The sequence below is a fragment of the Pseudolactococcus hodotermopsidis genome (assembly GCF_011170085.1).
Lineage (GTDB): Bacteria > Bacillota > Bacilli > Lactobacillales > Streptococcaceae > Pseudolactococcus > Pseudolactococcus hodotermopsidis.
On the sequence record NZ_BLLI01000064.1, the window covers coordinates 1 to 12,793 of the forward strand.

Consider the following 12,793-nt stretch of genomic DNA (forward strand, 5'->3'; position numbering starts at 1 on the left):
TAGATTCAAAGGTTGGACGTTTAACGCCAACTAGACGTTTAAAATGACTATCGCTGAGTTTGCTGAGGGATTCATAGTTCATGACTATAGTATAACAAATTTTTTTATTTTTGGGAGAAGTCTAATAAAATAAGACAAAACTCAAATTTCATCACGATAATTTGAGTTTTGTCTCCATAATTTACACAGAATAAACTTTTTCACCATTCAGATAAGTGGCAAAAAGTTCAAGATTTTGCTCTAAAACAATAAAATCGGCAGCGAAATCTTTTTTAATACGCCCACATTTGTCATCAATGCCAACTGATTTAGCTGGAATCAAACTTGCCATCATAACCGCTTCTTCTGGCGAGGCAATGCCCCACTCAACCACGTTTTTCAAGCCATCTTTGAGTTTAAGGATTGACCCCGCAAGATTGCCACCGTCCTTGAGACGCGCTGTCCCATTTTCAACGATAACAGGGTACTCGCCAAGCATGTAGTCGCCATCTGGCTCACCACCCGCCCGCATACAGTCAGTAATCAACGCCACGTGGTCGTGACCTTTTTGTTTCATGAGAATGTCACAGGCTCTTGGATGAACGTGGTGTCCGTCACAAATCAACTCAGCATAAGTATGCGGTATTTCATAAACCGCCCCAACCATACCAAGCTCGCGATGTGTCAAGCCACGCATGCCATTATAAGCATGAACCCAGATACTCGCCCCCGCCTCAGCACCACGAACAGCCTCCTCATAAGTTGCATCAGAATGACCGAGCGCCACTTTAGTGCCAGTTGCGACAACTTTTGAGATAAAGTCCTCAATGCCGTCACGTTCTGGTGCTACGGCGATTTTCAACAATAGCCCTTTGGCTGCTGCTTGCCAACCTTGAAATTCTTCAAAACTTGGATCGCGCATATACGTCGCATTTTGAGCCCCTTTATGTTTTTCAGTAAAGTACGGTCCTTCAAAGAAAATGCCTTGAATCTTCGCACCACTTGCCTCCGTATAATGCCCACTAATCGTCTCACAAATATCACGAAGTTGCTCATAACTTGCCGTCAAAGCCGTTGGTAAAAATGACGTCACACCAGTTGACAAAAGGGCATCACTCATGGTGTGAACAATGCCGTCCTTGTCATTGTCCATAACATCTGCCCCAGCATAGCCGTGAACATGCGTGTCAACAAGTCCTGGTGCGATAAATTTACCAGTATAGTCCAAAATTTCAGCATTTTCTGGTGCTTGCGCCATGTGATTACCAAATTTTCCGTCAGTAATCGCCAAATACCCGCCTATTTTGACCTCATAAGGATAAAAAAATTTATCTGCTTTGATATAGTAAGTTGTCATATGCTCGCCTCTTTCTTTTTATGCTTTCTTTTATTTTACAACTTTCTAAACTGATTGTCAAAAATGGTCTAGTCCAATTTTACAAAAAAAGCGAAACCTCGCTTTAGTTGTCTTTTTTACTTGACAATGCTAACAATTTCGCTTTGATTTCTTCTTCAAGTTGCGCCAATTCGACTTCGCCTTGACGACGTTTGGCTGCCCCCTCACGTTGAATCGTCATCGTCTCTTGAATCGTTTCAATCAAGTTAGCTTGCGTTTGTTTCAATGTTTCAATATCCACGACACCACGTTCATTTTCACGCGCCGCCTCAATTGATGACTGTTTGAGCATTTCTGAGTTTTTAGTTAGCAAATCATTTGTCGTGTTTGACACAATACGCTGACTTGCTAAAGCATCCTTTTGTCTCAAAAGCGTCAAAGCAATGGCAACCTGATTTTTCCACAATGGAATGGCAGTGTTGATAGACGTTTGAATTTTTTCAGCCAATTCTTGATTGGTATTTTGAATCATCCGAATTTGCGGTGCTTGTTGAATGGTAATCTGACGTGCCAATTTCAAGTCATATTGCCGTTTATCCAACCGATTTTTGTAGTTTTCAAGGTCAGAAATTTTCTGAACAGCAAGCGCATTATCTGGCACAGCTTTGGCATCATTTTTGGCTTGGGGAATAATCGTGTCATCTAATTCCTTGATTTTCAGCTCAGCACCTGCGATATAAACATTAAGCGCATGAAAATAATCAAGATTTTCACCGTACAAACTCTCCAAAGTCTTGTTATCTTCCAACAAGCCTTTATATTCATGTGTCAATTTAATCGAAATCTTGTCAATACCAGCGCCAAGTTTTTGATATTTTTGCGTAATTTCAAAAATAGATTTCTTGACTTTCCCAAACATTTTCTTAAAAAAACCATCATCTTCAGCAGCGAGGTCGTTAGGATTGGACTCTTGGAGCTGAAACATCAGATCAGTCAGGGTCGTACCAACTTCACCCAAATCTTGTGCTTGCACTTTGTTGAGCACAGATTGTGAAAAATCGCCGATTTTTTGTTGCGCAACCGCCCCATACTCGATAACTGATTGTGAATTATTCTCGTCAAGCGTTTTCAAAAGCTCTTTTGCCTTGCCTAATTCTTCTTCAGTCAATGTTGCAACGGCTGAATCTGCTACGACAGATTGTGTCATCGGGCTTTCCACGTTGATAAGTTTATCAGCGTTCATCAACTCATCTAAAATTTCGTTAGCCATTTTCTACCTCGTTTTTAATTTTTTCAAGATCGTCAGAAAGTTCCGACTCATAATTTTTAGCAATTTTCTCAGACAAACTTTTGACTAATTTTTTCGTTTCAATCAAAAGTGCTTCGTCTAATTTGTCAACACTTTTAATATTTTCATAAGTCTCAATCAATTCTACCATAGTTGGCAAATTTTTATAGAGAAAATCATGATTTAATAATGCTGTTCTAGGATTTTTAACAATTAACTGGAAAAGTTTTTTAGCACTCTTCAAGCCACCTGTCACACGCTCAATTACCTGTAAATCTGCATCCTTTTTGACACTTTTCTCCCAAGTTTTAATCTGAACTTTTGCCTCATTCATCGTCGAACGAAAAATAGCAATATCATGGTCAGATAACCCCTGCGCTTGATATTGTTGCATCAATTTTGGATTATTTTTTTCTTTTTTATAAGCATTTATTAGCCACAAAATTAGCACCACCATTACTATTATTAAGACTATTATAATTTCCATACTTCTATTTTAACACAATTTTTCAGGCAATTCTCGGTCCAAAGAATGATTTTTATTAAATAATATGATAGAATAGAAATAAATTTATCTTTGGAGGTATTATGGCTCAAAAAAAAATTGCTGTTCTAGGACCTGGTTCATGGGGAACAGCACTGTCACAAGTCCTCAATGACAATGGTCACGAGGTGCGCATTTGGGGAAACATTCCTGAACAAATTGCTGAAATTAATAACAAACATACCAACACACATTTTTTCAAGGATATTGTACTTGATGATAAAATCAAAGCTTACGATGATTTAAAACAGACTTTGGCTGACGTTGAGGCGATTTTGTTTGTCGTACCAACCAAAGTCACGCGCTTAGTTGCTAAACAAGTTGCTGAAGTACTCGACCATAAAGTCGTTATTATGCACGCTTCCAAAGGTTTGGAGCAAGGCACACATAAACGGATTTCGACCATTTTGGAGGAAGAAATTCCTAGTGATTTGCGCTCTGAAATCGTTGTCGTGTCTGGTCCTTCTCATGCTGAGGAAACTATCGTGCGTGATTTGACTTTGATTACGGCAGCCTCTAAGAATCACGCTGATGCCAAGTTCGTTCAGGAACTTTTTAGCAATGACTACTTCCGCCTTTACACCACTGATGATGTGATCGGTGTGGAGACGGCTGCGGCGCTAAAAAACGTGATTGCGGTTGGTGCGGGTGCTTTGCATGGTCTCGGTTTTGGCGATAACGCCAAGGCTGCTATCATTACCCGTGGTCTTGCTGAGATTACACGGCTCGGCGTGGCAATGGGTGCTAACCCCATGACCTATATCGGTTTGTCAGGGGTCGGAGACCTGATTGTCACTGGTACCTCGGTTCACTCAAGGAATTGGCGAGCTGGCGATGCTTTGGGACGGGGCGAAAAACTCGCTGATATTGAGGCCAATATGGGCATGATTATTGAGGGTATTTCAACGACAAAAGTGGCGCATGAATTAGCGCAAACGATGCACATTGACATGCCAATTACAGATGCTATTTACAGCGTTATCTATGAAAACAAAGATATTCGCGAGAGTATCGTTACGCTGATGCGCCGCGAGGCACGCTCCGAAAATGAATATATTATAGAAATAAAAGGATTAAATTAAAATGACAACACAAGAATTTAAAAATCAAAAAGTTCGCAAAGCAGTTATTCCCGCTGCAGGTCTTGGCACACGCTTTTTACCTGCAACTAAGGCAATCGCTAAAGAAATGCTACCAATCGTTGATAAACCAACAATTCAGTTTATCGTTGAAGAGGCACTCAAATCTGGTATCGAAGATATTCTCATTGTGACCGGTAAAGCCAAACGTCCAATTGAAGATCATTTTGACTCAAATATTGAGCTTGAAATGTCACTCAGGGAAAAAGGTAAAAATGATTTGCTGAAACTCGTTGAAGAAACGACTGATATTAACTTGCATTTCATTCGCCAAAGTCATCCGAAAGGCTTGGGACACGCTGTCTTACAAGCCAAGGCATTTATCGGCGATGAGCCGTTTGTCGTGATGCTCGGTGATGACTTGATGGAATCTGAGGTGCCATTGACGAAACAGTTGATTAACGACTACGAAAAAACGCACGCCTCTACCATTGCTGTTATGAAAGTACCTCATGAAGAAGTTGACAAATATGGTGTGATTGCGCCCGAGGGTGAAGTTACTAAAGGGTTATATAACGTTGCTAATTTTGTTGAAAAACCCGCTATTGATAAAGCACCAAGCGATTTGGCAATTATCGGGCGTTATCTCTTAACACCCGAAATTTTCGATATTTTGGAAAATCAGAAACCAGGGGCAGGCAATGAAATTCAATTGACAGATGCTATTGAAACACTCAATAAAACACAGCGCGTTTTTGCCCAAGAATTTACTGGCAAACGCTATGATGTCGGCGATAAATTTGGTTTTGTCGAAACAACGATTGAATATGGCTTGAATCATCCACAGATTAAAAAAGCTTTGCATGACTATATCATCAAAAAAGGAAAAGAGCTTGAGAAAGCTGATAAGCCTGCAGCTAAGAAATGATTGAACTAGCTTTCTGATTTTAGAAATCAGAAGGCTTTTTCTTTATTACAAGCAAAAAAAACTAAAACATGATAAAATATAGTAATGAAAACGACTCAGAACATCTCTAAAAATATCTTAAAATTACAGATGAAACCTTTAGATTTCGTTCTTATCATTACCTTAATGCTAGCAAGTTTCACACCTTTTCTCTTTTTCAGTAATAATCAAAAGCCCAGTAACATAGCGCAACTACGAATTAATGGCAAAATCATCAAAAATTTCGACTTAACTGAAAATCAAAACTATACATATAAAGATACGGATGGCGATATTAACAAAATTGTGGTGCGTGACGGCAAGATTGGTATCATTTATGCGACTTGTGCTGATCAAATTTGTGTGCGTAAGGGCTTTGTTGATAAAAGTGGACAGACGATTATTTGTTTGCCACATCAATTAGTGATTGAGGTCATGTCTGATAACAAGAAAAACAAGGAAAGGGTGGTGGATTACGAATGAAAAATCTGAATAGGATTGTCTATATTGCCTTATTAACAGCGACAGCAACGATTATCGGCATTATCGAATCTTCCTTTCCCTCGCCATTTGCCTTTGCGCCTGGTGCTAAATTTGGTTTTGCTAATTTGGTAATTTTAATGGCGATTTTTACTTTAAAAAAATCGGAAGTTGGGCTTTTACTCTTACTCAAACTCTTGTTGACAGCGCTCTTCACAGGCTTTTCTGTCTTTTTATACAGCGCGACTGGCGGTCTACTCTCACTCCTTGCCATGTATGCGATTAAAGCATTTGGACCGCGATGGGTCAGCCTGATTGGTATTTCACTCGTCGGTGGCTTTTTTCACAATGTCGGGCAACTGCTTATGGCAACTGTTATTGCAAAAACACCTAGCGTTTTATTATATCTGCCTTGGTTGGCTTTCTTTGGCTTATTAGCTGGCTTTTTCATTGGCATTGCAGGTAATTCTCTCCTTTACAGAATCAAGCCAATCCACACATTATTTATCAAGGAAAATAAGATTTGGATAACAAAATAATGATATATTGGAAAAATTATCCACAGCTTTCATTGCAACTTGAAACTGTTCAAAAGACACTGTTAGCGACGATTAAGGTTAAAAATCCGCAAACGCAAGCGGCGATTTTATCTCTCCTATCATCTGGTGGTAAGTTATTACGGCCTGCTTATCTACTTTTATTTGCTGAGTTGACAAGTCTTGATGCTGATAAGAGAATCGCCCTTGCGAGTTCAATCGAGTTGCTACACACAGCCACTTTGATTCATGACGATGTGATTGACAAGGCTGAGACACGGCGCGGTGTGCCAACGATTTCGCACCTTTATGGCAATGATGTGGCGGTTTATGCGGGCGATTATCTGTTTGTTGTGATTTTCAAACTCATGATTAAGCATGCGCTAGACTTATCGAATCTGTCAAATCGTGTTGACGCCATGGAAAAGCTACTGGACGGCGAGTTGGGGCAGATGAATCTGCGCTTTAATACCGAGCAGACAATTTCTGATTATCTTAACAATATTTCGGGAAAAACGGCGGAGCTATTTGCTCAAGCCTGTGCGGTTGCACCGTTTGCGGACGGTCAAGATAAACTTGCCAAGTTGTCCTACGATATTGGGCAAAATATCGGCATTGCTTTTCAGATTATGGATGACTACCTCGACTACACTGCGGATACCACGACTTTCGGCAAGCCTGTTTTGGCGGATATTCGCCAAGGTATCTACTCCGCGCCTGTTCTTTTTGCGCTTTCGGCTGATGAAAATGTCGCTGATCTATTGAAAAAAGAAGATTTCGAGGGTGTTTTTGCTCGTATCAAAGCCACTCATGCGCTCGAAAAAACGCAACATTTGGCACGAAAATATACACGAAAAGCCCTCAAATTGATTGAGAAATTACCTGAAAATCCTGTCAAATCCGATATTCGACAGATTACTGAAAACTTGTTAGAAAGAAAATTATGACACCCGAAGACTTTTATACGGCACTTGAAACATTTGATATTCTATTGTCAGACTTACAAAAATCACAATTTGACACTTATTTCTCATTTTTAGTTACTGAAAATGAGAAAATCAATCTGACAGCCATTACCGAAAAAAATGATGTTTATCTCAAACATTTTTATGATTCAATTGCGCCGATTTTGTATGGTGTGATGGCTAATTCGCCTGTTAAATTGCTGGATATTGGCGCTGGTGCTGGCTTTCCAAGTTTTCCGATGAAGATTATTTACCCCCAACTTGATGTGACAATTATTGATTCCTTGAACAAACGAATTAAGTTCTTGGACAGTTTGTCTGAAAAACTTGGTTTTGATGCTATCACTTTATTGCACGGTCGAGCTGAAGATTTTGGACAAGACGTCAGGTACAGAGGTCAGTTTGACTACGTGACTGCTCGCGCCGTAGCGCGATTGAACGTTTTGTCAGAGTTGACACTACCATTTTTAAAGAAAGATGGGCAATTGCTATCGCTCAAAGCCAGTCAAATGTTGGACGAAATCGCTGAAAGTAAGCACGCCATTGCCATTTTGGGCGGAAAATTGGGCGAAACGCTCGATTATGCGCTGCCAAATGGCGACGAACGGCATTTGGTCGTCGTCGAGAAGAAAAAAGAAACGCCCAAGAAATTTCCTCGCAAGGCTGGCATGCCAAATAAAAAGCCACTTTGAGTGTCAAAATGGCTTTTTTATTTTACCTATTTGACTTATATAGCCATGTTTCGTCATCTTTTTGCGTGATAGCGCCAGAACCAGAATAGGAAAAAGTATAAGTTTCATCTAAAAGAATTTCTTATTTAATATTATTTTTTGATTTTAATAACTTAATCATCTGACCTTTTCGCACTTCTTCATCTCTAAAATCTTCAATCGTTTTAATCGTAATATGAACGTCATCACTTTGTACGACCACTACTTTCTTATGTGTCGGTACAAAATCGCTAACTAATTTTTCCTTAGAATTGCTGTTATTTTGATAGATAAAATAACTATTTCTTTCCGATAATTACAATTCTACTTTAAGCCTCATTCATTCAATGCAAAACACCATTCAATGCAACAGCCAAACAAGCCCCAGCAATCGGTGCAATCACAGGTATCCAAGCATAAGACCAATTGGCATCACTTTTATGTGGTACAGGTAAGATTGTGTAGGCCAAGCGTGGCATGAAATCACGTGCAGGATTAAGTGCATAGCCAGTTGTCGTCCCTAACCCCGTCCCAATAGAAAAGATGAGAAAACCTACGACTAATGGCTTCAGTCCACTTATAAAGTCACCCATATTGACCATAATAAAAATGAAAATGAAGGTCGTGATAAACTCGCTTAGAAAATTAAAGTATTTGTTATCAATAGCGGGAGCTGTCGCAAAAATACCAACAGAATTGCCCTCCTCGACTGTCTTAGTCGCCAAAAAATGTGGATAAAATTGCAAAATAATGAGCGTTGCACCAAAAAATGCACCTAATAACTGAGCAATTATATAGCCAAGCATTTTGCCCTTGGCAAATGTACTGAAAAGCCCAAGAGAAAGGGTCACTGCGGGATTGAGATGACCATCTGCCCCAAAAGCTGCCGCCGTATAAACACCAAAAGTTACTGCCATGCCCCAAGCAAAACTGACAAAAAGCCAACCACTCCCTTGTCCATACGCTTTTTTAAGGGTCATACCCGCACTTGCACTCGTCCCCAAAACAATCAGAACAAGTGTTCCGAAAAATTCTCCTAAATATTCCTGCATATCATCTACTTTCTAATCTAAAGCAAAAATAACACTCATCATCAAGCGTTATTTCTCATATTTCAGTCTTCATACCCATGTGGGTGTTTTTGGTGCCAACTCCAAGCATTTTGGATAATGTCGGCTAACTTTTCACTCGGCGTCCATTTCAAAATCGCTTGCGCCTTGCTGCTATCAGCCACTAGCGCATCGGGATCACCCGCACGACGTGGTCCAATTTCTGACGGAATGGCGTGACCAGTGACTTTACGAGCTGTTTCAAGGACTTGGAGATTGGAATAACCTGTTTTCGTGCCAAGGTTGAACGCATCCGATTGACCGCCAGTTTTGAGGTAGTCAAGCGCCTTGATATGCGCATCAATCAAATCAGCCATACCAATATAGTCACGGACACACGTGCCATCCTCAGTCTGATAATCATCGCCATAAATCATGATTTTCTCGCGTTGTCCAAGCGCCACTTGCAAGATAATCGGAATCAGATGTGTTTCATTTTTATGCGCCTCGCCAATTGACCCGTCGTGTTTGGCGCCAGCAACATTAAAATAACGCAAGGCAACATAGGTCATATCTGTTGCGCTAGCTTGCCACTTCATCATTTTTTCCATGATGAGCTTGCTTTCGCCGTAAGGATTGATTGGGTTTTGTGGTGTTTGCTCTGTAATCGGTGTTTCTTTTGGAATACCAAAAGTCGCCGCAGTTGATGAGAAAACAATGTGTTTTACATTAAAGTCATTCATGACTTCAAGCAATGTAATTGCCCCACCAACGTTATTTTCAAAATACATGAGCGGTTTTTCCATGGATTCGCCAACCAAGGAATAGGCGCAAAAGTGCATGACACCCTCAATATTTTTTTCCTTAGTGAAAACGTCTGACAAAAAAGTCTTATCGCGAATATCGCCTTCATAAAATCGCGCTTTCTCATCTACCGCTGCTCTGTGACCAGTTGATAGATTGTCAACAACCGCCACATCATAACCACGAGCCAAAAATTCATCTGTTGCATGGCTACCAACATAGCCCGCACCACCTAAAATCAAAACTGTCATTTTCTTCCTCAATTTCATTTTGTCTAGTTATTGTTTACTAAACATATTATAACATAAAAGAGAGATTTTTTCAGCATTCAATGTAAAAACCAAGACTGAACAGTTTAATTTTTGATAACTTTAGTATTTTTTAATTTTCAGCAATCAAATCATGTAAAAATTGATTGAAAGTCGGTCAATCTTGACCTAAGACCTCAAAAAATTGTGCATCAATCTGCTCAACTAATTTGAGCGCTTTATTTAAAATAATCGTGCCTGCATCAATGATCGAAACGACTTTGGCGCGCGTGTCAAGTTTAGAAGTCGAGCGATAAATCAATTTCAACTTTTCAAGATTTCTGATAATCGTCGAAATCGTCATCACATCAATCTGTTTGACTTCTGATTTCCCTTGCTGTAAGTAGCCAAGCGTTACCAGAACAACAAATTGCGGGTGGGTAAGCCCGATATTTAAAAGCTCACTTTTGATTTTTCGGTACCAAATATTGTAGGCTTTGATGAATGAAAAGCCAATAGACCAGAAAAAACTTGTGACGTAAATGCTAGTATTTCTTTAGAAACTTCTCCATTTAACCACACAAATTCAACATAATGTTTGATAATTGTGTGGTTATCAGTTGGTGTCAGCTCATGATTGAAAAATAATGACCCCATTTTTGGTATTTTTGTTTCATCACAAAAACTTTTATTTTTCGTCACTTCAACCAACTCAAACGTCATTTTCGGCATAACCCTCTAAGGTCATTTGCCCAAAAGTTCCCGTCTCAAATTCGCCGTCCTGATTGATGGCTTGCAAATCTTCTTCCCATTTAAACTAGTTATTGACCGCTTCATAATTTTTCTAAATTTGTTCCGGTGTCGATGCTGTTGCCATTTCAAAGCTAAATTTCATGATAATATTCTCCTATATTTTATTTAAGTTCATTTACTAAATATCTTGTCAAGAAAAAAATAAGCTCAAAACTGAACTTATCTTCATTTTCTCAATGACGGAAATGGCGCGCACCGGTGAAAACCATGGCAATACCGCTTTTATCCGCCTCATCAATCGCCTCTTGGTCGCGAACCGAACCGCCCGGCTGGATAATCGCCTTGATACCCGCTTTAGCGATTTCTTCAACATTATCGGCAAAAGGAAAGAAAGCATCACTGGCAAGAACAGCGCCGTCAAGGCGGTTCGCCGCTTGCTCAAGCGCAATTTTGACCGAGCCAACACGGTTGGTTTGCCCTGGCCCAACCCCTAAAGCTTGGTGGTCATTTGTGATGATAATGCCGTTTGACTTGACATATTTGACCGATTTCCAAGCAAATTCTAGCGCCTTAATCTCGTTTTCAGTCGGTTGGCGTTTGGTCACAATGTCCCATGAATCTTGCAGTTCGACTGTTGTATCTTGATTTTGGACAAGCATGCCACCCAAGACACCTGTAAATTCTTTCTGAATTTCAGATTGTTTTTGCTGCTCAAAATTCAGCTGTAAAATCCGCAGATTTTTCTTTTTCCTTGTCAAAATCGCCAAAGCCTCATCAGAATAGCTCGGTGCGATGATAATTTCAAGGAAAATGGCGTGCATTTTTTCAGCTGTTACAGCATCAACTTCACGATTCAGCACAATAATGCCACCGAAAATAGAAACCGGATCAGACGCATAAGCATAGTCCCAAGCCTGTTCAATCGTATCAGCCGTCCCAATGCCACAAGGATTCATGTGTTTCAGCGCCACGACTGTCGGCTCTGTGAAATCGCGGATAATGCGAATCGCAGCATCTGCATCACGTATATTATTGAAAGAAAGTTCTTTGCCGTTGAGCTGTTTAGCTTGGGCAATTGAGTAGGCTGTTGGCATAGCTGATTCATAAAAATCGGCGTTTTGTTGCGGATTTTCGCCATAGCGCATGGTTTGTTTGAGATCGTAAGTTAGCGTTAACTTTTCAGGCTTGTCTATTCCGACTTGCGCCGTAAAATACGTTGCTATCAAGGCATCATAAGCAGCGGTATGACGGAAAACCTTTGCTGCAAGTTTCTGACGTGTTTCATAGCTTGTGTTACCATTTTCAGAAAGCTCTGTGAGAACCGTTTCATAATCAAGCGGGTCAACGACAACCGCCACACTGGCATGGTTTTTCGCCGCAGAACGCAACATAGACGGCCCGCCGATGTCAATGTTTTCAACGGCATCAGCGTAAGTCACGTCGGGTTTGAGAATCGTTTCCTTGAACGGATAGAGGTTGACGACAACAAGGTCAATCGGCAAAATGTCGTGGTCGCGCATGGCAGAAACGTGCGTGTCAAGGTCGCGCCGCGCCAAAAGTCCGCCATGAATTTTCGGGTGGAGCGTTTTCACGCGCCCGTCCATCATCTCTGGAAAGCCTGTCACGTCGTCAATAGCGATTGTCGCAACGCCCGCCGCATCAAGCGCCGTTTTTGTCCCACCAGTCGAGATGATTTCCCAACCTAATTCTCGCAATTTTTCGGCAAATGCCACAATTCCTGTTTTGTCACTGACACTGATTAATGCTCGTCTTGTCACCTTATTTTCTCCTCAATTTTAGTTTATACTTCAATTCTATGCCAATTTTCTTGAAAATGGTAGTGAAAAACGTCTATTTGGGTGAAATAGACGTTTATTGTTCGGAAATTGGCTTTATTAGACTTCTCCCGAAATTAAATTTTGAAATTGATAATACCACAAATTAAGGATGCACGAAGTAAGTGCCTCTTTCTTCGATTACGATATTTCTGAGCCATACACTTAAAGGTTTTGATTTTAGCATTGATATTCTCAATCAAAATTCTTTCCCTTGAAATACGGCGATTCTCTTTCTTAT

The 12,793-nt window shown here is 40.3% G+C and carries 14 protein-coding genes and 1 pseudogene; 6 read left to right on the forward strand and 9 right to left on the reverse strand.

Translation table 11 applies throughout. The features are described from left to right. Positions 1 to 181: 181 nt before the first annotated feature. The 3 genes from nagA to Hs30E_RS09025 all read right to left on the reverse strand — a co-directional run bounded on the left by nagA (position 182) and on the right by Hs30E_RS09025 (position 3,090). Entirely contained in the window at positions 182 to 1,336 is a 1,155-nt protein-coding gene (gene nagA, locus Hs30E_RS09015; RefSeq protein ID WP_172209631.1) for an N-acetylglucosamine-6-phosphate deacetylase, read from the reverse strand. A 103-nt stretch (positions 1,337 to 1,439) separates the two neighbouring features. Continuing rightward, positions 1,440 to 2,558 carry a toxic anion resistance protein gene (locus tag Hs30E_RS09020; RefSeq protein WP_432205780.1) on the reverse strand — a complete coding sequence of 373 codons (1,119 nt, stop codon included), beginning with the start codon at positions 2,556 to 2,558 and terminating at the stop codon, positions 1,440 to 1,442. Between the two features lie 19 nt (positions 2,559 to 2,577). Further along, the gene (locus Hs30E_RS09025; protein ID WP_172209633.1) at positions 2,578 to 3,090 is read right to left on the reverse strand and encodes a 5-bromo-4-chloroindolyl phosphate hydrolysis family protein; all 513 of its coding nucleotides are present in this window, start codon (positions 3,088 to 3,090) and stop codon (positions 2,578 to 2,580) included. A 101-nt stretch (positions 3,091 to 3,191) separates the two neighbouring features. On the opposite strand from Hs30E_RS09025, the gene Hs30E_RS09030 reads away from it, so the two are divergent. From Hs30E_RS09030 to rsmG, 6 genes are all read left to right on the forward strand, one after another. Next, on the forward strand, positions 3,192 to 4,229 hold the full coding sequence (locus Hs30E_RS09030) for an NAD(P)H-dependent glycerol-3-phosphate dehydrogenase (protein WP_172209634.1): 1,038 nt from the start codon (positions 3,192 to 3,194) through the stop codon (positions 4,227 to 4,229). Position 4,230: 1 nt separating this feature from the next. Next, positions 4,231 to 5,154 carry a UTP--glucose-1-phosphate uridylyltransferase GalU gene (gene galU / locus Hs30E_RS09035; RefSeq protein ID WP_172209635.1) on the forward strand — a complete coding sequence of 308 codons (924 nt, stop codon included), beginning with the start codon at positions 4,231 to 4,233 and terminating at the stop codon, positions 5,152 to 5,154. Positions 5,155 to 5,238: 84 nt separating this feature from the next. Then, positions 5,239 to 5,655 (forward strand): NusG domain II-containing protein, encoded by a 417-nt coding sequence (locus Hs30E_RS09040; protein WP_172209636.1) that lies wholly within the window; start codon positions 5,239 to 5,241, stop codon positions 5,653 to 5,655. Then, the gene (locus Hs30E_RS09045; RefSeq protein ID WP_172209637.1) at positions 5,652 to 6,191 is read left to right on the forward strand and encodes a Gx transporter family protein; all 540 of its coding nucleotides are present in this window, start codon (positions 5,652 to 5,654) and stop codon (positions 6,189 to 6,191) included. Before Hs30E_RS09040 ends, Hs30E_RS09045 begins: the two co-directional genes overlap by 4 nt. Continuing rightward, entirely contained in the window at positions 6,191 to 7,135 is a 945-nt protein-coding gene (locus tag Hs30E_RS09050) for a polyprenyl synthetase family protein (protein ID WP_172209638.1), read from the forward strand. Before Hs30E_RS09045 ends, Hs30E_RS09050 begins: the two co-directional genes overlap by 1 nt. Beyond that, the gene (rsmG, locus tag Hs30E_RS09055) at positions 7,132 to 7,845 is read left to right on the forward strand and encodes a 16S rRNA (guanine(527)-N(7))-methyltransferase RsmG (RefSeq protein ID WP_172209639.1); all 714 of its coding nucleotides are present in this window, start codon (positions 7,132 to 7,134) and stop codon (positions 7,843 to 7,845) included. The genes Hs30E_RS09050 and rsmG overlap by 4 nt, the downstream gene beginning before the upstream one ends. Positions 7,846 to 8,207: 362 nt before the next feature. On the opposite strand, the gene Hs30E_RS09060 is transcribed toward rsmG, so the two are convergent. The 6 genes and pseudogenes from Hs30E_RS09060 to Hs30E_RS11590 form a co-directional block, all read right to left on the reverse strand. Further along, positions 8,208 to 8,915 carry an MIP/aquaporin family protein gene (locus tag Hs30E_RS09060; protein WP_172209640.1) on the reverse strand — a complete coding sequence of 236 codons (708 nt, stop codon included), beginning with the start codon at positions 8,913 to 8,915 and terminating at the stop codon, positions 8,208 to 8,210. Positions 8,916 to 8,977: 62 nt separating this feature from the next. Continuing rightward, entirely contained in the window at positions 8,978 to 9,967 is a 990-nt protein-coding gene (gene galE, locus Hs30E_RS09065) for a UDP-glucose 4-epimerase GalE (RefSeq protein ID WP_172209641.1), read from the reverse strand. Positions 9,968 to 10,142: 175 nt separating this feature from the next. Beyond that, on the reverse strand, positions 10,143 to 10,328 hold the full coding sequence (locus Hs30E_RS11260; RefSeq protein ID WP_228462037.1) for a helix-turn-helix domain-containing protein: 186 nt from the start codon (positions 10,326 to 10,328) through the stop codon (positions 10,143 to 10,145). An 89-nt stretch (positions 10,329 to 10,417) separates the two neighbouring features. Then, the gene (locus tag Hs30E_RS09075) at positions 10,418 to 10,696 is read right to left on the reverse strand and encodes a hypothetical protein (RefSeq protein ID WP_172209642.1); all 279 of its coding nucleotides are present in this window, start codon (positions 10,694 to 10,696) and stop codon (positions 10,418 to 10,420) included. Positions 10,697 to 10,950: 254 nt separating this feature from the next. Continuing rightward, positions 10,951 to 12,495, reverse strand: coding sequence for a bifunctional phosphoribosylaminoimidazolecarboxamide formyltransferase/IMP cyclohydrolase (gene purH, locus Hs30E_RS09080; protein WP_172209643.1), 1,545 nt, complete (start codon positions 12,493 to 12,495; stop codon positions 10,951 to 10,953). A gap of 134 nt (positions 12,496 to 12,629) precedes the next feature. Next, positions 12,630 to 12,793, reverse strand: a pseudogene (locus Hs30E_RS11590) (IS5/IS1182 family transposase); the annotation flags it as partial.